Source organism: Adhaeribacter terrigena (genome assembly GCF_016623615.1).
Taxonomy (GTDB): Bacteria; Bacteroidota; Bacteroidia; order Cytophagales; family Hymenobacteraceae; genus Adhaeribacter_A; species Adhaeribacter_A terrigena.
On record NZ_JAEHFX010000001.1, the window covers coordinates 401,823 to 420,738 of the forward strand.

An 18,916-nucleotide genomic window follows, 5' to 3' on the forward strand; every position below is an offset into this window, starting at 1 on the left:
GGAATTTCCGGCGGGACCTTTTCTAACAGTTTTTCAGGCCAAAGCCCTACCGTTTTTGCGATCCTGGGAACTGGTCTTCCGGATCTTTGAATCAGACCGTAAAAGTTTTATGAATCGCTATCGCAGGATTGCCTTTTCCGGTTTGTAAAATGACAGTAGTTTTAATATTCAGATTTGAATATCTTTCTTAACTTGCCTTCGTAACAGGAATTGTGTTCTGATTAGCCTCTCCATGAAAAATAGCAAAACATGAAAAGAGCCATTTTTACGTTAGTCTTCGTCTTATTTGCCTGTATAATTAGTTTCAGTCAGCAATGGCCTAACGTGCCGGGGAAATTAGAGATCTTGACTGATTCACTAAACAGGCCAATAGGCATTCGAAACGGGTTCGTAATTACTTCAGATGCAGCCCTGAACCGCGTTTTTAGAAATAATCAGGTTTATAATTCTTTTCAGGCGTACCCAGCCGCGTGGAATCAGGCATTGCGGGATATATATGTACTCGAATGCAATTGTAACGAACGGTTGCTTAAAGACACCCTGGAAAGGGCGCCGTTTTACTACTATGTTGAATTTATAAATCAAACAGTTCTTACAAGTTATAAAGAAGAAACTGAGCCAGCTGATCTGAAAATATATCCCATTCCAGCAGCTTCCCGGGTCTTCCTTGAAGCAAAAGAGAAAATAGAAAAAGCACAGATCATGGATCTTAGCGGTAAACTGATTTATGAAATTGAAAACCCAACTAAATACTTTGATGTTTCCGGGCTTAGAAGCGGCCAATATCTGCTGCTTTTAACCTCGAAGGCTAAAACATTTAAACGACTAATTCTGAAAGAATAAAAAAAAGTCCCGTCTGATACATGGCGGGACTTTTTTGTGTTAAAACCATAGCGTTTTTATTCCGGTCTCGGAAAAGCTACGTCCAGGTTTTTAAAGGCAATTCTGTCATTTTCCAGCACGGCTTCCACTACGGAATCTTTGGTGATCTTGCCGGCCAGGATCTCTTTCGATAATTCATTCAGCACCATGCGCTGCAATACGCGTTTCAGCGGACGGGCACCGAACGTAGGATCGTAGCCTTCGCGGCCCAAAAAGTCGAGCACCTCGCCGGTGGCTTCCAGGTGAATGCCGTTTTCTTCCAGACGGTCCTGAATTTGTTTGAACTGGATGGTAACGATCTTGCGCAGTTCTTTCTGGCTCAACGGACGGAACATGATTAGCTCATCGATGCGGTTGAGGAATTCCGGACGCACGGTTTTCTTTAGCTGCTCAAATACTTCCTCTTTCGTACGCTCGATCACTTCTTCTTTGTTGCCTTCATTCATTAAACTGAAGTTCTCCTGAATGATGTGCGCGCCAATGTTGGAGGTCATGATGATGATCGTGTTCTTGAAGTTCGCGATCCGGCCTTTATTATCCGTTAAACGACCGTCGTCTAACACCTGCAGCAGGATGTTAAATACATCGGGATGCGCCTTTTCAATCTCATCCAGCAGGATTACCGAGTACGGTTTCCGGCGCACGGCTTCGGTCAGCTGACCACCTTCGTCGTAACCCACGTAGCCCGGAGGCGAACCGATCATGCGGCTTACAGCGTGGCGTTCCTGGTACTCACTCATATCGATGCGCACCATTGCGTTATCATCGTTGAATAAATATTCGGCCAGGGCTTTTGCTAATTCGGTTTTACCAACCCCGGTGGTTCCCAGGAAAATGAAAGAACCGATCGGGCGTTTCGGGTCCTGCAAACCGGCGCGGCTACGGCGAACCGCATCGGAAATGGCGGCAATGGCTTCTTCCTGACCGGCTACCCGTTTGCCTAGTTCTTCTTCCAGGTGCAGCAGTTTTTCACGGTCAGACTGTAGCATTTTGCTTACCGGAATTCCCGTCCATTTGGCAACTACGCTGGCAATGTCTTCGGAAGTCACTTCTTCTTTCAGCATCGGGTTGGAATCCTGGTTTTCTTCCACGGCTTGCTGCAGTTCGGCCAGGTGTTTTTCCGCTTCCTGAATTTTACCGTAACGCAGTTCTGCTACCCGGCCGTAATCGCCGGCGCGTTCGGCTTGCTCGGCTTCCAGTTTGTATTGCTCAATGTTTTCTTTTTCCTTCTGAATTTCGCCGATCACCCCTTTTTCGTTTTCCCACTTCGCTTTCAGATCGTCGCGCTTGGTGCTCAGGTCGGCAATTTCGCGGCTCAGGTTTGCTTCTTTGTCTTTGTCATTTTCTCTCCGGATGGCTTCGCGCTCGATTTCCAGTTGCATGATGCGGCGGTTCAATTCGTCGAGTTCCACGGGTAACGAATCGATCTCAATGCGTAGTTTCGCGGCCGCTTCATCCATTAAATCGATGGCTTTATCCGGAAGGAAACGGTCAGAAATGTAGCGGCTCGAAAGTTCTACCGCAGCAATAATGGCATCGTCTTTAATGCGGACTCCGTGGTGTAGTTCGTATTTATCTTTGATCCCGCGCAGAATTGAAATAGCATCCGGAATATTCGGTTCATCCACCATTACCGACTGGAAACGACGTTCCAGCGCTTTGTCTTTCTCGATGTATTTCTGATATTCTTTAAGCGTAGTCGCGCCAATGGCGTGCAGTTCGCCGCGGGCCAATGCTGGTTTTAGTAAGTTGGCCGCATCCATCGCACTTTCACCGCCGGCACCTGCCCCAATCAGGGTGTGAATTTCGTCGATGAAAAGCACGATCTCGCCTTCGGAATCAACCACTTCCTTGATCACCGCTTTCAGCCTTTCTTCGAATTCGCCTTTGTATTTCGCACCCGCCACGAGCAAACCCATATCCAAGGAGAAAATGGTTTTCGATTTCAGATTTTCAGGCACGTCGCCGGATACAATTCTTTGGGCCAAGCCTTCTACAATAGCCGTTTTTCCAACGCCTGGTTCACCCAGTAAAACCGGATTGTTTTTGCTCCGACGGCTCAGGATCTGTAAAACCCGGCGGATCTCTTCGTCGCGGCCAATCACCGGATCGATCTTGCCGGCCTGGGCCATTTCGTTCAGGTTTTTGGAGTAGCGTTTCAGGGAATTGTATTTGGCCTCGGCGTTCTGGTCGGTTACTTTTTCGCCGCCGCGCAATTCCTTGATCGCTGCCTTTAAATGCTTCTCGTTGAAACCCACGTCTTTCATGAGCGAAGCCACGTTATCGGAGCCCGCCATGATGGCCAGCAGCATGTGCTCGATGGTTACAAACTCGTCGTTAAATTCTTTGAGGTAATTGGTGGCTTTCTGCAAAGCGGCTGCCGCCGCGTTACTTAAATACGGGCTGCCGCCGCTCACTTTCGGGTAAGCCGCCACGATCTGGTCGAGCCGGGTGTTGAGGATGTTCTGGTTTACGCCCAGCTTTTTAATGAGAAAGGACGTAACGTTTTCGTCGGTTTGCAGGATGCCTTTGAGCAAGTGGCCGGTTTCTACAGCCTGTTGCTGGTTGCCGCCGGCAATCTCGGTTGCCTTCTGGATGGCTTCCTGCGATTTGATGGTATAATTATTAAAGTTCATAGTTTTTCTCCGTTTTATGATACCGTTTCTGAACGTTTAGCAAACTACTTTCCAAAGGCATAAATTGTTTAAATCCGGAAAAAATGACAGCTATTGTTGTGGTCTTAAAAAAGAGAGTCAGACTTTTTGGCTGGATTAAACCTCACAGGTTTTCAAAATCTGTGTAATTTGGTTCTTCCAGTTTCTTTAATAACTGTAGCATCAGACTATAAATTTCGCGCAGGTCTTCCGGATTGGTAATCGCAAGGTCGAGGCTGAAGGTGAGCAGGTTTCGGGCGCCGGGTTCGTCGGTTTCGTGGCTTAGTTTTAGTTCGCAGTCGGGGTATTTGAGCAGCGTTTGACGGATGGACTCATCGGTGAAGATCGTTTTTAAAGCGGCCGGGTTATTGGCTTTTATCATGAAGGCCTGGTCGAGCCGGGGATAACCCAGTTCCACGTCTTCCATGCCCAGCATTTTGCCCACTTCGTTCAGCCAGTTTTGCGGGTGCAGGTGAAATTTCAGGGCTGAGTTTTCTACCGGTGCCATAAACGTGGTAGTTTCAAAACCGCCTTCAAAACCGCCGCCCAGATCAATGTCTATGTCGAAATAAACCTCGTAATTTTGCTGCTTTACCTGCGCGCTATAGGTTAGTATTTCGCCTTGCTGTTGCATGTCGGTGGCAATTTGCTGCCAGATTTCGGCTTCGTTTTCGCCGCTGAATTGCCGGAGATTTTCCATAGTAGTTTTGATCGCTGATTGAACGGATTATTGAATTACGCTGATTTTTTCTCTTGCTCTGTTTCGGGAGTTTTTCAGCGTAAAACCATAGCGTTTTTGCAACATTACGTTCTAAATTCAGAAAAGATAAAAGCGGTAGGGAAGGCACAAAAAAAGTCTGGCGTAAACCAGACTTTTTAAGGTGAATACCATAGCGTTTTTTATTTGTCGACCGGTTCCATTTGTTTGCGCATGAGGCTGGCAAGCATGGAATCGGGCATCAGATTTCCCTGGGTTACGTGCATTTTTGCTTTGGTAGTGGGCAGCACGCGCTTTTCGCCTTTCATTAAACCTTCGTAAGCGGCTTTGGCCACATCTACCGGCGAATCGAGATCGCTGTGAGCAACTTTAGTGTTTTCGGCGCCGGCTACTTTAAAGAAGTTGGTATCGGTAGCGGCCGGGCAAAGGATGGTTAGCTGCACGCCCGTATCCTGAATTTCGTTTTGCAGCGCTTCGGAAAAAGAAAGTACAAACGCTTTGCTGGCCGCATAAACTGAAAGCAGCGGAATAGGCATAAAAGCGGCTTCGGAAGCTACATTCAGGATCTTGCCGGAGCGGCGGTTGAGCATGAATGGCAAATATAATTTGGTTAAATGGGTAAGCGAAGCAATGTTCAACTGAATCAGTTCCAGTTCTTTTTTCAGATCGGTCTGGGCAAAGAAACCGTGCTCGCCAAAGCCGGCATTGTTCACCAGAATTTCTATTTCCAGGTTCCGGCGCTGAGTTTCGGCAAAAAGCTGGTCCGGGCTACCGGGCTGGCTCAGGTCGCAGGGAATGGTCATGATCTCGGCCTGCGGAAATTCGTTGCGGATCTGGTGAGCTGCGCCTTCGAGTTTTCCGGCAAAATGCGCTACCATTACAATTTTGTAATTATCGCGGGCAAACAAGCGGGTTAGTTCGTAGCCAATGCCGCTGGAAGCACCGGTAATTAAAACGGTTTGAGTTGAAGACATATGCAAGGTCGGTTTTAAAGGTTAGACGTTTGCTTTTTACTGTCCGGCCCGTTAAAAGTTTTGTTAAGCTTGTGTTGCGTTTGGTAAGGTGGTTATTCAGCGTCCGTTCATAAAGGCGCCAAATACCAGCATCATGAGCAGTCCTGCGCCATAAAGCACCAGGAACACGGCCGTCAGGATCCCGAAAAACTTAAAAAACGATTTCAGGCGACTGAAAGCAGCAGTAAGATCGAATTGCTCGTTGCGGCGCAGGGCGTTTTGGGTTTTGGTGCCGAACTGATACAAATAAAGCGAAGGGAAAAAATAAAGCAGCGCCAGGAGTAAAATATAACCCGCCATGGCCAGCGAAGCCGCGCCCGAAGCAAAGGGATTATCGCCGGCTTCATAGGTTTGATTCCGGCCCAAAAAATTCATAAAAGTGCCCATGAAAAAAGCCCCGACCACCATAAAACCCACAAAGGTAAAACCTACAATGCCCAGAAATCTGGCCCATTTAGCCGATTCGGAAAGGTAGTTTTTGATCGGGGCGTTTACTTGCAGCGTTTCTTCCGGCAGGGGTGTGGCGGCAGCAGTTTCGTAGTTTTCCATGGTTTATAAGGTTGGGTTTGAAAAGCAAACTACAAATTCTTTTGCTAAAACCAAGAGCTGCGGAATGCGGTTACGCTTCCCGTACGTCGCTTTTAAAAACTTCGGCGTAATGATCGGCCAGACGCGTTGGTTCGGGAAGTTTGTGTTTGAGGGCAGTTTTCAAGGCAATTTCGGTAGCGTTTTCCAGGTCCATTAAATGTCCCACCGAAACAAACACCGGCTTTACTTTTTCCTTGGTGCGCAATACGTTGCCGATGTGTTCGTGCTGGTGAATAATGGGCGTAATAGCGCCTTTTTCCGGACCGGGTTCTTCATATTTCCCGGCCAGGATCTTCTTGGCTACACCCATGGTTGGTTTATTCAGCAAAACGCCGAGCTGGCTGGCAATTCCTAATCTTCGCGGGTGCGCAATGCCGTGGCCGTCTACCATGATCAGGTCGGGTTTGGTTTGCAGTTTTTCGTAGGCTTTGAGCAGGTTCGGACTTTCGCGGAACGCTAAAAAACCGGGAATGTAAGGCAGTTCCACGACATCGTAATGGTACACTTTTTCCAGGATCTCCAAGCTTGGCCAACTCAGAAGCACAAATACCGACAGAATATTTTCGCCGATAAAAGAAGAGTCGCAGCCCGCAATGGTTTTGAGCTCAAAATCCGGTTTCTGGATGATCACTTTTTGCCGCATGTCGTTTTGCTGCGCCGTAAGCGTTTTTACCAGTCCGGGATCAGGAGCAGGATATTGCTGGTACCAGGCCATCGTTTTAATTTGAAGATTTGGAAATTTGAAGATTTGAAAATGTTACTGAAAATTCCTCCTAATTGTTTTTGAAGAATTAAGTTTTTGGGAAAAAGATATGTTTTTAAAACTTTAGGTTCATTTCCAAATTTTCAAATCTCCAAATCTCCAAATCTTCAAATTAACTACGCGCTGCACGGAATTCTCAGGTCTATGAAAAGCACTTTCCATTTGCCGTTAATCTGGCCGAAGTGGAACTGGTAGGAAGTGGCGGTTTGTACGACGGTTTTTTGCACAAGCGGCAAGGTTTTTTCAATGTTTTTCAGTTCGTTTTCGGGCAGGCTGGCGTATTTGTGCATTTCTGTTTTGCGGAAAGCTTCGGCATCGGCTACAAAACAGCCTTCTTTGCTGTAACCGGTATTGCCGCCGGTCTGACCTTCGCAGTTAAAGGTGGGCAGGGTTTCTTCTTTTAATTTGCAGCTTTGCAGCCCGTCTTTTATGGTGAAAAACGATTGTTGCTGAAAGTCACGTTTAAAGTTGCGGATGTCTTTTACCAGCGTCATTTTGGGCATGGCTCCCGGGTTTTCAATGATATAAACGCCGCGTTCCGAATCCATGAAATGGTTGAAGGCATCGGCATCTTCGTTGTAAACCGCCGTCTGAAACTGGGTGAAAAAGGTTACGAATTCGCTTTGTGCTTTGGCTCTTATCGTGTCGCGCCCATCTATTTCGTCGTGGCCAGGCGGCGATTTGGCGGCAGTGCTTTCCTGGTCCTGCGAGCGGTTTTCGATCTGGTCGGAGCCTTCGCAGGCCAAAAGCAGGGCGGGAAGCAGAAAAAATAAATATCTGATCTTCATGGCGAAAGGGTTTGCAGCTTTGGTACGGTTAAATATGCAAAGTAGTTAAACCAAATTGCCGGTTGCCACTTTTTCGCTTTAAAACCCTACCGTTTTTTAACCGGAAGTACAGCCGCAAGAAAAAAGAAAAATGACAAAGATCATGCTTTCGGCTGACGGGCACTTTCTGATAACAAAAGCGTAATCAAGACCTTTGTGATGTACAAATCTTCCGCACAAAGATGAACACACTTAAACAACTGATCGAGAAATACAACCAGCCCGTTCCGCGCTACACCAGTTATCCTACCGTTCCGTTCTGGGACAATGCTGCGCCCGACAAAAAACGCTGGAAAACAACGGTAAAAGATACGTTTCAGGCTACCAATACCAATGAAGGCATTAGTTTATACCTGCATTTGCCCTTCTGCGAAAGCCTTTGCACCTATTGCGGCTGCAACAAACGCATTACCCGAAACCACGCCGTAGAACCGGTTTACTTGCAGGCAATTCTGAAAGAATGGGCCATGTACCGCGAAGTGCTGGAAGACAGGCCGGTTATCCGGGAAATTCACTTAGGCGGCGGCACGCCCACTTTTTTCAGTCCCGAAAACCTGGCCACCCTGCTAACCAAACTGCTGGAAGGCTGCGAAATTCACCCGGAACACGAATTCAGTTTCGAGGGGCACCCCAACAACACCACCCGCGAACATTTGCAGGCTTTGTATGAATTGGGGTTCAGAAGGGTAAGTTACGGCGTGCAGGATCTGAGCCTGAAAGTACAACAAGCCATTAACCGCATGCAGCCTTTCGAGAACGTGAAAAACGGTACCGAAATGGCGCGCGAAACCGGATATACTTCCGTGAATTTCGACCTGATCTATGGCCTTCCGTTCCAGACGCTGGAAAGCATAAAAGATACCTTTGAGCAGGTAATTACTTTGCAGCCCGACCGCATTGCGTTTTACTCTTACGCGCACGTGCCCTGGAAAGAAAAATCGCAGCGCGCGTATTCGGAAGAAGATCTGCCGCAGGATGAAGAGAAGTTTGCGCTTTATGAACTGGGCCGCGAAATGCTGTTAAAAGCCGGTTACCACGATGTGGGCATGGATCATTTTGCCAAAGCCGAAGACGATCTGTACCAAGCCAAACAGGAAATCCGCCTGCACCGCAATTTCATGGGTTACACTACCAACAATACCAAATTGCTCATCGGGTTAGGCGTTTCGGCCATCAGCGATGCTTTTTTTGGGTATATGCAGAATGTGAAAACTGTGGAAGAATATTATGCACTTTTGAAAATGGATGAACTCCCAATTGTGAAAGGCTATTTCTGCACTACCGAAGACGTGGAAATGCGGAAGCACATTCTGGAAGTAGCCTGCACCGGTAAAACCACCTGGAGCCCTGCCGATGCTTTGTGTGCTAAAACCATTGTAAAACTGCTTTTACTGCAGGCCGACGGGCTGATCACCATGGGGCATGGTAGTTTACAAGTTACGCCGCTGGGTAACCGCTTTATCCGCAACATTTGCAACGCCTTCGATGTGAAAATGCATGCGGTTAATCAGGAGGGAAGCGTGCCGGAAAAAATGTTCAGCAAGGCGGTTTAGGTTTAATTGTTAAATTGTTGATTGCTGATTGTTAATTGTCAAACCAGTAGCGTAGGGTTTAAACTCTACGCTACTGGTTTAAAACAAAAACGCTATACTTTTCAAGTGAAAAAGTATAGCGTTTTTGTTTTATGCTTTGGTTGAAATCCCTTTCAGGAAGTACGCAGTTTTTTATAAATCCGGATCGCCAGCATTAAAATCACGCCAAACAAAACCAGCCCTACTACGCCCCAGATAAAGTTTAAGCTGCTTTTGAGCACCACCAGGAAAACGATGGCAAACAGGAAAAGCGTGGCTACTTCGTTCCAGATGCGCAGCTGCGTGGAAGTTTGTTTTACCAGGTCGTTTTGCTGCTGTCTGAATATTTTCTGGCAGCTGAACTGGTACAAAAACAAGCCGGCCACAAACGCAATTTTCAGCCAGAGCCACCCGGGAATATTTTGAAAACCGGTGTACAAATAAAGCATCCAAACGCCGAAAAGAAGCGTGAGAATGGCCGAGGGCCAGGTAATGCCGTACCACAACCGTTTTTGCATGAGTTTAAACTGCGTCTGCAGGATCGATTTTTCGGGCTCGGGTTTGTCGGCGGCTTCGGCAAAATAAATGAACAGGCGCACAATGTAGAACAACCCGGCAAACCAGGTTACCACGAAAATGATGTGCAGGGCTTTTACGTATAAATACACTTCAGGTAATTAGAAATTAGAAGTTCAAAATTAGAAATTACTACCGGATTTTCCGGCAGAAATGTAGCCATACAAAACGGTAGGGTTTTATGCCTGAAAACTATCGCCGCGGCAAACCAATTCCCATTCCGGCTGTTTCTTTTGCAGACACGTTTTCCGGCACTTTCAACTTTGAGCATTATGGCTTCAGAAATTTTTAACGCTACCATTCCCATTTCAGTTGGCAGATTTACGCTTCCCGGCGATCTCATTATTCCGGAAAAGGCTTCGGGACTCGTTATTTTTTCGCATGGCAGCGGCAGCAGCCGGCTGAGTTCGCGCAACCGCTACGTGGCCAAGGTTTTACAGGAACACGGCATTGCCACGCTTTTATTCGATCTGCTCACGCCCGAAGAAGATCAGGATTACCAGAAACGTTTCGAAATTCCTTTGTTAACCGAAAGGTTGGTAGCCGTTACGAACTGGGTTTTTGAAAATGAAAATACAAGCAATTTTACCATCGGTTACTTTGGTTCCAGTACCGGCGCGGCCTCGGCCTTGGGTGCGGCGGCCGTTTTAGGCAAAAAAGTGAAAGCAGTAGTGAGTCGCGGCGGCCGGCCCGATATGGCCATTCCGGTTTTGCCAAACGTGAGTGCGCCGGTGCTTTTACTGGTTGGCAGCAACGATGGGCAGGTAATAGAACTAAACCAGCAAGCCTATGACCAGATGCCCGGCACCAAAGAAATGAAATTAATTTCCGGTGCCACGCACTTATTCGAAGAACCAGGCACTTTGGAGCAGGTTGCCGAACAGGCCGCTGCCTGGTTTAAGAAATATCTTTAACAAATTACGCGGAATATAGAACGTTAAAAGCTACCCGATCTTCAATCTTAACCCCGCAAAACCATGATCCGAAACCGACAGGATGGCGCCAAAAGATTAACCGAACGCTTGCGTAAATACCAGGGCGAAGACGGGATAGTGCTGGCTATTCCGCGCGGCGGCGTTCCGATCGGGGCCTATATTGCCAAAGAACTCGGTTTCCCGGTAGAAGTAATTCTTTCTAAAAAGATCGGGCATCCGCGAAATCCGGAATTTGCCATTGGCGCCGTAAGCATGGATAGCGTAGAAGTAAACGAAAGTCTGGCTGTTCCACGTGAATACATCGAAAAGGAAACGCAGAAAATTCAGGAAGAACTTAAGCGCCGCTACCAGCTTTTTATGGCCAGCCACAAACCCACCGACCTGCACAACAAACTCGTAATTCTGGTAGACGACGGCATTGCCACCGGCCATACCTTGATGTCAACCATTTTAATGGTAAAAAAGCAGAAACCAAAAAAACTGGTAGTAGCCGTTCCCGTGGCCCCGCCTTCAGCCATTAAAGAATTCGAACCGCTGGTAGATGAACTGATCTGTTTATTAGCCCCGCCCGGTTTCTACGCCGTAGGGCAATTCTACGAAGAATTTCAACAGGTAAGCGACGAAGAAGTGATCTCAGCGCTGAAAGGAAATATTGTTTTCTGAATCAGAATTTTAGAACTTACGGAATTGACCCACCTCTATAGCAAAAAACCATGGAAGGCCTTGAACAGATACTGTGGTCAACCATCTCAGCTCCCTCCCGAAAGCCACCGGGATCTGCGACTGTTCAGGAGGGAGCTTTTCCTTCTGTAATACCGTCAGCTGAAGCAGATGCCAATTACATCTGAACACGATTTCAGGGATTTATAGGATGGGCAGGATTTTCAATAAATAAGATTTCACGCCTATCGCCAGCGAAGCGTTCCCTGAAAATCAAGTTATGCGAGAAAACTAAACTAAAAAGAAGCTGACGACGGAGGTGTATGACAACAGTTTCTGTGAGAGCGGCCTCCAAGCTTACCGGTGGCTTTAGCCAGCCCGGTAGGGCAGGTAAGGTTGCAGCCGCGAACGCAGAAATCGAAGATTCAGCGTAGCTAAACGAAGCCACCCGGCTTGAGGGAGAAAATCAACTATGAAATTAAACCATTAAAGGTTGAAAGTAGAAAGCTGACTATGAAAAACGGTATCCTTTCGAACATAAAAACTCAATAGCCAGCTTTCTTCTTAGCTTAAATACACCCCTCCTCATGTCGGGATGAGATAATAAAAACGCTATGCTTCAGCGCTGAAAAACTCCCTCATGCAATTTAAAATCCTCCCGCTTCGCCAATTCCAAAAACTCCTTTTATATTTGCCAACCGTTCTTGCTGCAATCTGCCCGGGCGGGTTTTAAGGAAACTTTAAAAGAGAAAACGCTATGCTTTCGTAGCCAAAAACTCATAATTCATTAAACTATGACCAAAAACACCAAAATTATCTATACCATTACCGACGAAGCGCCGGCTTTAGCCACGTATTCGTTTTTGCCTATCGTAAAGAAATTCACGTCGGCTGCCGGCATCGAGGTAGAAACCCGCGATATTTCCCTGGCAGGCCGCATTCTGGCTACATTCCCGGAAAACCTGAAGGAAGATCAGAAAGTGAACGACGACCTTTCTTACTTAGGCGAACTGGCGAAAACGCCGGAAGCGAACATCATTAAATTACCGAACATTTCGGCTTCGGTACCGCAATTGGTAGCCGCAATTAAAGAACTGCAAAGCCAGGGCTACAACATCCCGGATTACCCGGCTAACCCGGAAAACGATACCGAAAAAGAGATCAAAACCCGTTATGGCAAAGTGTTGGGCAGCTCGGTAAACCCGGTTCTCCGCGAAGGGAATTCCGATCGTCGCGTGGCCGATGCGGTGAAACAATACGCCAAAGCGCATCCGCACAGCATGGGCAAATGGTCTTCCGATTCTAAAAGCCACGTTTCGCACATGCAGGACGGCGATTTCTACGGGTCCGAAAAATCGGTAACTATAGAAAACGCTATGGAAGTGAAAATTGAATTCGTTAGCAACTCCGGCAATACTTCCACTTTAAAAGAAGGCCTGAAACTGAAAGCCGGCGAAGTGATCGATGCGTCCCGCATGAGCGCCAAAGCCCTGCGTGAATTCTACGCCAACCAAATTGCTGATGCCAAAGCGAAAGGTGTGCTGCTTTCTTTGCACCTGAAAGCAACTATGATGAAGGTTTCCGACCCGATCATGTTCGGTCACGCGGTTACCGTTTTCTTCAAACCGGTATTCGAAAAACACGCGGCTACCTTCAAAGAAATTGCTTTTGATCCGAACAATGGTTTGGGCGACCTGTACAACAAACTGCCAAATTTGGCTGCGGAAAAACGTGCTGAAATTGAAGCCGACATCAAAGCGGTTTACGACAATGCGCCGGCTTTAGCCATGGTAGATTCTGACAAAGGCATCACCAACCTGCACTTCCCGAACGATGTGATCATTGATGCTTCCATGCCGGCCGCGATCCGTACTTCCGGCCAGATGTGGGGCGCCGACGGCAAATCGCACGACACCAAATTCATGATTCCGGACCGCAACTACGCCACCATTTACCAGGAAGTAATTGATTTCTGCAAAAAGAACGGCGCTTTCGATCCGAAAACCATGGGAACCGTGCCGAATATCGGTTTAATGGCCCAGAAAGCTGAAGAATACGGTTCACACGACAAAACTTTCCAGATCGCGGAAGCCGGTAAAGTGCGCGTTTCTGATGCTTCAGGCAACGTTTTAATGGAGCACAACGTGGAAGAAGGCGATATCTGGAGAATGTGCCAGACCAAAGATCTGCCAATTCAGGATTGGGTGAAACTGGCCGTAACCCGCGCCAGAATTACCAACACACCGGCCATTTTCTGGTTAGATGAAAACCGCGCCCACGATGCTGAGCTGATCAAAAAAGTAAACCAGTACCTGAAAGATCACGACACGAACGGCCTGGAAATTAAGATCATGAGCCCGGTAGAAGCCATGCGCTATACCTGCGAAAGAGCCAAAGCTGGTAAGGATACCATTTCTGTAACCGGTAACGTGCTCCGCGATTACTTAACCGATTTGTTCCCGATCTTAGAGCTTGGTACTTCGGCTAAAATGCTTTCTATCGTGCCTCTTTTAGACGGCGGTGGCTTGTTCGAAACCGGTGCGGGTGGTTCTGCCCCGAAACACGTACAGCAGTTCCAGGAAGAAAACTACCTGCGTTGGGATTCCCTGGGTGAGTTTTTAGCGCTTGCCGTTTCATTAGAAGATCTGGCTTACAAAACCAAAAACGAAAAAGCCGAAGTATTAGCCGAAGCCCTGAACAAAGCCAACGCCGAGTTCCTGGAAAAAGACAAGTCGCCGGCGCGTAAAGTGGGTGGCATCGATAACCGCGGTTCGCATTTCTATTTGGCCTTATATTGGGCGCAGGCTTTAGCCGAGCAAACCAAAAATGCCGAACTGAAAGCTGCCTTCGAACCTTTGGCCAAAGCCATGACGGAAAACGAAAACAAGATCGTGGAGGAGCAAATTGCCGCGCAAGGCAAACCAGTAGAAATGGGCGGTTATTTCCATCCGGATGCTGCTAAAGTTGAAAAAGCCATGCGTCCATCCGAAACGTTGAATGCTTTGATCGGTTAATTTCCGGTTCATTTAAAATCTAAAAAAGCTGTCTGATCTGTTTCGGGCAGCTTTTTTTAATTTACCTGCACCCGAAACCCCACCCTGAAAGAATTGGTATATTCCTGAAAATAATATTATTTGATATAATATTGGATTTTGTTTTGAAAAGCTTATTTTTAAGACTTGTATGGGCTCCGTAGTGCCTATCCTAAACGCCTCACCCTTGCATATGTGTAGAATTTAACAATCGCAAGCATGTCAACGGATAAAACTTTGTCGCAGAAACAGACTGCCTTATGCCTTCAGCAACAAACCTATTCGCTGGAAAAGCAACTGAGTGAGAAACGATATTCCATAACTGAGATCGGCGAACTGATTCCGGGGGTAATGCTGATCGACGATTTTATCTGCAAAACGAACGACTACATGAACCATGCCGGCTGCAGCGTGCTCCGGCATACTTCGGAGCAACTCAATTTACTGGGTGAAAAGTATTTTACGGAGTTTTTTGAGCCCGGCGAGATTAAACAGATCTTTAAAATGGCTACCGAACTGATCCAATCCGGGGATGGCAGCCGGGTGAATAGTTTTTACCAGCGCGTCCGGCCCGATCAGCATTCGCCTTACGAATGGTATCACATGACCACCAAACTTATTACCGATAAAAATACGCCGGGCGCTTTCCAGAAAATGATCATGGTAGGCAACCGGGTGAACGATATGACCGCGGTAGTTAATAAAATGAACCGCTTGCTGGAAGAGAACCTGTTTGCCTCTAAAAATTATCACCTTTTGGCCCGCTTAACCAAACGCGAAAAAGAGATACTCGCGCAATTGGCACTGGGCTTAAAAAACAAAGATATCGCCGAACAGAATTTTATTTCTGAAGCTACCGTAGAGCAGCATCGCAAAAACATCAAGCATAAATTAGGCGTAAAAAATCTCGCCGAACTCATCCGTTTTGCGCTCGCCTACGACCTGATCTGATCTGTAAAACGCTATGGTTTAGGCGCCAAAAAGTGCTGTAAACAAAAAGGGAAGCTGCTGCTGCAACTTCCCTTTTTACTTTTTAAGCGAAAATCGATACCGTTTTAGTAACCGAAGATCTCTTTCAGGCTCAGTTGTTCTACTTTGCCGTATTTCGCTAATTCTTTAAAGTTCAGGCGGTCTTTCGAACCAATTACTAAAATCGCTTTTGGCTGGCCTTTCACGTTTTCAGCCTGGAATTTCTTCACGTCATCCATGGTCATGGAATTTACGCTCGTGAAAATATCGCGGCGAATATCGTAATCGATACCCAGTTTCTTGGCGCGCTCATAGTTGAACAGAATGCCTGATTTAGTAATGCGTTCGGTAGCAATGTTGTTGCGGATCGAAGCTTTCGCGTTTTGCAGGTTCATTTCGGCAACCGGCATTTCGGCTAATAAAGCATCCATGCCCGCCATGGCTTCCGGCAGTTTGTCGCTCTGCGTACCAATGTAAGACATGATGTAGTTGGCGCGGTCTTTTTTAGCAGCGTTGTTGTAGCGGGAGTTTACCGAGTAAGCCAGGGCTTTCGATTCACGCAGTTCCTGGAAAACGATAGAACCCATGTTGCCGCCGAAGTATTCGTTATAAAGCTGCACAGTTGGCACCATTTCCGGGTTGTAGTTCTGGGCTTTGGTCAGGAAGATAATTTCGGCCTGCACCATGTTGTAATCTGCCCAGTAAACTTTGTTTTGCTTGATATCCTGCTCCTTGAATACTTTTTCGGCCGGAACCGCTTTTAAAGTAGCCGGTAGAATACGTACGTCGTTCAGCGTTGAAACCAGTTTATTCTCTTCCCGCGGACCGTAGTAAAGCACGCGGTGCTCGTACGTCGGAATGCTCTTGATCATGCTAACCAGTTCTTCCGGCTTAACCTTTTTCAGTTCTTTCTCCGGAATAACATTCGTGAACGGGTTGTTTTTGCCGTATTTCGCAAAGTTCACCAAACCCTGGCTCAGAATGATCTGCTTGCTAAGTTTGGCATCATCACGCTCTTTCAGCGTACCATCTACCAGGTCTTTCAGGGCTTTTTTATCTGGTTTGGCGTTTTTCAGGAAGTTTTCGAACAGGCTTAAACCTTTATCGAAGTTTTCGTCCATGCCGCGCAGCGAAATATAAACCTGGTCCTGCGACGAGAATACATCGAAAGAACAGCCCAGTTTGTAGAATTCCTGCTGCATTTCTTCTGCCGTAAGTTTATCGGTGCCCAGGTATTTCAGGTAGTTCACCGCAAGGCCCAGTTTCGGATCGTTGTTGGTGCCCATATCCAGGATATAGTACAGCTCGAACAAACCGTTTTCTTTGTTGCGGGAGTAAAGCACCGGAACATTGTTTTTCATGTTCAGTTGCTGAATGTCCTTCTTGTAATCTACAAAAACCGGCTGAATTGCATTCGATTTGGCGCCCATTACGGTTTTGTAGAATTCAGATTCTACGCCGCGGTTAGCCGGCACCGGTGTGATAGCAGGCTTGTCAACTTTCTGTGCGTTAGCATCTTTGCCGTTGCGTTTGTAAACCACCACGTAGTTATTGCCATAGTATTTGTTGGCAACATCTACTATGTCTTTCTTGGTAAGCTGCGCGAATTGGTTATCCATGTTCACGTAATCTTTCCAGTCCATGTTGGCCACAAAAGCAGTAACGAAAGCATCGGCGCGGGAAGAGTTGCTTTCGTAAGCCTTCATGCGGTCAATTTTTTCGTTGTTGATAATGGCCGGGATCAGCCAGTCAGCAAATTTACCTTTCTTGATCAGGTCGATCTGGCCGAGTAATAATTTCTGCGCATCTTCCAGTTTCTGGCCCTGGCGCGGCGAAGCGTAGAGCATGTGCGAAGAATAATCGTTGTTGATGTCGGCGAAAGAAGCTGCGTTCAGAACGGCTTGTTTCTGATTCAGGTTTATATCAATTAAGCCCGCCTGGTTGTTGCTCAGAATACGGTCTATCATGCGCAAAGCCAGGGCATCTTTTTCTTTTACGCCCGGAAAGCGGAAGCCCATCATCACCATTTCGGCATCGGGTCCCATTACTTCGCGTTTTATCGGCTCGGTGATCGGCTCTTCCATGGCTACTTTAAAAGCAGGAACATCCTGTTTCTTCCAGCTGCCAAAATATTTATCTATCGTCCGAATCGTCTGTTCCGGATCTAAGTCACCGCTCAAGCAAATAGCTACGTTATTGGGCACATAGTATTTGTTGAAGTAATTTTTGATCTCGGTAATGGAAGGGTTTTTCAGGTGCTCAATCGTTCCGATGGTGGTTTGCGTGCCGTACTGATGCTGCTGATAAAGGGCAGTGTTCATGGCTTCGTAAACCTTGCGGAAATCGTTGTCCAATGTCCGGTTTTTCTCTTCGTAAACTGCCTCCAGCTCGGTGTGGAACAAACGCGGCACTACTTCGCGGAAACGTTCGGCCTGCACCATCGCCCAGCGTTCTACTTCGTTTGCCGGAATATCGTCTACGTACACGGTCTGCTCAACCGATGTGTACGCGTTGGTACCTTTGGCGCCCAGGCCACTCATGGCTTTATCGTATTCGTTCGGAATGGCATATTTTGCCGCTACGCCCGAAACGCTGTCGATCTGGTGGTAAATTTTCTTGCGAACGGCCGGATCGGTTTGTTTGCGGTATTGCTCGTAAAGGGCTTCAATTTTATCGAGCTCTACTTTTTCGGCGGCCCAGTTCTGGGTGCCGAGTTTGGAAGTGCCTTTAAACACCATGTGCTCCAGGTAGTGCGCCAGGCCGGTGGCATTAGCCGGGTCGTTTTTGCTACCCGCTTTCACGGCCACGTAAGTCTGAATACGCGGTGCATCTTTGTACTGCGTAATATACACTTTCAGGCCGTTATCTAAGGTATAGATTCGGGCTTTCAGCGAATCGCCGGGCACGCTTTCGAAGGTATAGGTTTTCTCGGCGGGCTGTGTAGTAGTGGTGGCAGAAGTTGCCTTATTTTGGGTTTCAGTGGTTTTACACTGCGTAAAGAGCATGGTGCCCAGCACTAAACCCAGATAAATAGGTTTTTTCACGGAAGTTATTACGGTTTAAGAGATGAAGGTTTTAACAGGTCAAATATAATATATTATGCCGGTTTGTAAAGGAAACACTATAAAATTGCCCGTTTTGGTACATTCCGAACGGTAAGATGTTTTCAGTTTTCATCCGGAAAAAGATAGCGTTATTTTGTCAGCCTGCCTTTCTCGAAGCATTTCGGGGAGCGCTAGGGAAGGATCTCATTGTCGGATGGTAGTTTTTTAGCTACAAAGCATACCGTTTTTCTTTGTCATCCCGACAATAGGGGGGATCTATTACAGTTGGTAGTTTGGTTTGCTATTGACTTTTTTGCCTCAAAAGGATACCGTTTTTTATAGCTGGCTTTCTACCTTTTATCATTGGCTGAAATAGCTTTTAACTTCCTTTAGTGTTCTTTTTGTCTTGACACAAAAAGAACCAAAAAAGTCAAGTCAACAAAAACTCGCTGACCGCTCAAACAGTTTGTTGACAAAAAAACACCGTGATACTCTCTCTTCTTTGTAGCGATCCGAACAGTGCCTAGATAGTAGATCTTAGTGGCTATGCAAGCGGCATAATTTGCTGCCGTAAGCGCAAATTATGCTGGTAGTTCTTCGTCTTTCGTGGATCGCTCTCCGCTGCGCGTTCGAAGGCCATTTTTTTTCGAAGGCAATTCTTTTAAGGAAGTCCTGTCAATCCTT

Annotated in this window: 14 protein-coding genes; 6 read left to right on the forward strand and 8 right to left on the reverse strand. The window is 46.9% G+C overall.

Annotation, left to right across the window (positions count from 1 at the left end; translation table 11 throughout):
- The first annotated feature begins 249 nt into the window (after positions 1–249).
- The gene (locus tag I5M27_RS01650) at positions 250–843 is read left to right on the forward strand and encodes a T9SS type A sorting domain-containing protein (protein WP_200504290.1); all 594 of its coding nucleotides are present in this window, start codon (positions 250–252) and stop codon (positions 841–843) included.
- A gap of 56 nt (positions 844–899) precedes the next feature.
- Here the strand turns inward: I5M27_RS01650 and clpB are convergent, their stop codons facing one another.
- The 6 genes from clpB to I5M27_RS01680 form a co-directional block, all read right to left on the reverse strand.
- Positions 900–3,518 carry an ATP-dependent chaperone ClpB gene (clpB, locus tag I5M27_RS01655; protein ID WP_200504291.1) on the reverse strand — a complete coding sequence of 873 codons (2,619 nt, stop codon included), beginning with the start codon at positions 3,516–3,518 and terminating at the stop codon, positions 900–902.
- Positions 3,519–3,660: 142 nt separating this feature from the next.
- Positions 3,661–4,236 carry a hypothetical protein gene (locus I5M27_RS01660; RefSeq protein ID WP_200504292.1) on the reverse strand — a complete coding sequence of 192 codons (576 nt, stop codon included), beginning with the start codon at positions 4,234–4,236 and terminating at the stop codon, positions 3,661–3,663.
- 200 nt (positions 4,237–4,436) lie between these two features.
- Positions 4,437–5,228 carry an SDR family NAD(P)-dependent oxidoreductase gene (locus tag I5M27_RS01665; protein ID WP_200504293.1) on the reverse strand — a complete coding sequence of 264 codons (792 nt, stop codon included), beginning with the start codon at positions 5,226–5,228 and terminating at the stop codon, positions 4,437–4,439.
- Positions 5,229–5,324: 96 nt separating this feature from the next.
- Positions 5,325–5,816 (reverse strand): hypothetical protein, encoded by a 492-nt coding sequence (locus tag I5M27_RS01670; RefSeq protein ID WP_200504294.1) that lies wholly within the window; start codon positions 5,814–5,816, stop codon positions 5,325–5,327.
- A gap of 70 nt (positions 5,817–5,886) precedes the next feature.
- Complete coding sequence (gene nfi / locus I5M27_RS01675) at positions 5,887–6,570, reverse strand: deoxyribonuclease V (RefSeq protein ID WP_200504295.1); 684 nt, start codon at positions 6,568–6,570, stop codon at positions 5,887–5,889.
- Positions 6,571–6,734: 164 nt separating this feature from the next.
- Positions 6,735–7,406: a hypothetical protein gene (locus I5M27_RS01680; RefSeq protein ID WP_200504296.1), complete on the reverse strand. Its 672-nt coding sequence runs from the start codon at positions 7,404–7,406 to the stop codon at positions 6,735–6,737.
- 221 nt (positions 7,407–7,627) lie between these two features.
- Between I5M27_RS01680 and hemN the strand changes: the two genes are divergently transcribed.
- Positions 7,628–8,998, forward strand: a complete 1,371-nt coding sequence (gene hemN, locus I5M27_RS01685) for an oxygen-independent coproporphyrinogen III oxidase (protein ID WP_200504297.1) — start codon at positions 7,628–7,630, stop codon at positions 8,996–8,998.
- Between the two features lie 152 nt (positions 8,999–9,150).
- On the opposite strand, the gene I5M27_RS01690 is transcribed toward hemN, so the two are convergent.
- On the reverse strand, positions 9,151–9,684 hold the full coding sequence (locus I5M27_RS01690) for a CopD family protein (protein ID WP_200504298.1): 534 nt from the start codon (positions 9,682–9,684) through the stop codon (positions 9,151–9,153).
- A gap of 180 nt (positions 9,685–9,864) precedes the next feature.
- Between I5M27_RS01690 and I5M27_RS01695 the strand changes: the two genes are divergently transcribed.
- The 4 genes from I5M27_RS01695 to I5M27_RS18770 all read left to right on the forward strand — a co-directional run bounded on the left by I5M27_RS01695 (position 9,865) and on the right by I5M27_RS18770 (position 15,170).
- Positions 9,865–10,506 carry a dienelactone hydrolase family protein gene (locus tag I5M27_RS01695; protein WP_200504299.1) on the forward strand — a complete coding sequence of 214 codons (642 nt, stop codon included), beginning with the start codon at positions 9,865–9,867 and terminating at the stop codon, positions 10,504–10,506.
- Between the two features lie 63 nt (positions 10,507–10,569).
- Positions 10,570–11,190, forward strand: a complete 621-nt coding sequence (locus tag I5M27_RS01700; protein WP_200504300.1) for a phosphoribosyltransferase — start codon at positions 10,570–10,572, stop codon at positions 11,188–11,190.
- 791 nt (positions 11,191–11,981) lie between these two features.
- Positions 11,982–14,201, forward strand: a complete 2,220-nt coding sequence (locus I5M27_RS01705) for an NADP-dependent isocitrate dehydrogenase (protein WP_200504301.1) — start codon at positions 11,982–11,984, stop codon at positions 14,199–14,201.
- A 237-nt stretch (positions 14,202–14,438) separates the two neighbouring features.
- Positions 14,439–15,170, forward strand: coding sequence for a response regulator transcription factor (locus I5M27_RS18770; RefSeq protein WP_317193534.1), 732 nt, complete (start codon positions 14,439–14,441; stop codon positions 15,168–15,170).
- A gap of 104 nt (positions 15,171–15,274) precedes the next feature.
- Here I5M27_RS18770 and I5M27_RS01715 read toward each other — a convergent pair whose 3' ends face one another.
- A complete protein-coding gene (locus I5M27_RS01715) occupies positions 15,275–18,232 on the reverse strand; it encodes a M16 family metallopeptidase (protein WP_317193535.1) in 2,958 nt (985 codons plus the stop codon).
- Positions 18,233–18,916 lie beyond the last annotated feature (684 nt).

Bases quoted from the DNA above. Each gene is read 5' to 3' on its own strand.
- I5M27_RS01650 (WP_200504290.1), top strand. From the start codon at position 250: ATGAAAAGAGCCATTTTTACGTTAGTCTTCGTCTTATTTGCCTGTATA.
- clpB (WP_200504291.1), bottom strand. From the start codon at position 3,518: ATGAACTTTAATAATTATACCATCAAATCGCAGGAAGCCATCCAGAAG.
- I5M27_RS01660 (WP_200504292.1), bottom strand. From the start codon at position 4,236: ATGGAAAATCTCCGGCAATTCAGCGGCGAAAACGAAGCCGAAATCTGG.
- I5M27_RS01665 (WP_200504293.1), bottom strand. From the start codon at position 5,228: ATGTCTTCAACTCAAACCGTTTTAATTACCGGTGCTTCCAGCGGCATT.
- I5M27_RS01670 (WP_200504294.1), bottom strand. From the start codon at position 5,816: ATGGAAAACTACGAAACTGCTGCCGCCACACCCCTGCCGGAAGAAACG.
- nfi (WP_200504295.1), bottom strand. From the start codon at position 6,570: ATGGCCTGGTACCAGCAATATCCTGCTCCTGATCCCGGACTGGTAAAA.
- I5M27_RS01680 (WP_200504296.1), bottom strand. From the start codon at position 7,406: ATGAAGATCAGATATTTATTTTTTCTGCTTCCCGCCCTGCTTTTGGCC.
- hemN (WP_200504297.1), top strand. From the start codon at position 7,628: ATGAACACACTTAAACAACTGATCGAGAAATACAACCAGCCCGTTCCG.
- I5M27_RS01695 (WP_200504299.1), top strand. From the start codon at position 9,865: ATGGCTTCAGAAATTTTTAACGCTACCATTCCCATTTCAGTTGGCAGA.
- I5M27_RS01700 (WP_200504300.1), top strand. From the start codon at position 10,570: ATGATCCGAAACCGACAGGATGGCGCCAAAAGATTAACCGAACGCTTG.
- I5M27_RS01705 (WP_200504301.1), top strand. From the start codon at position 11,982: ATGACCAAAAACACCAAAATTATCTATACCATTACCGACGAAGCGCCG.
- I5M27_RS18770 (WP_317193534.1), top strand. From the start codon at position 14,439: ATGTCAACGGATAAAACTTTGTCGCAGAAACAGACTGCCTTATGCCTT.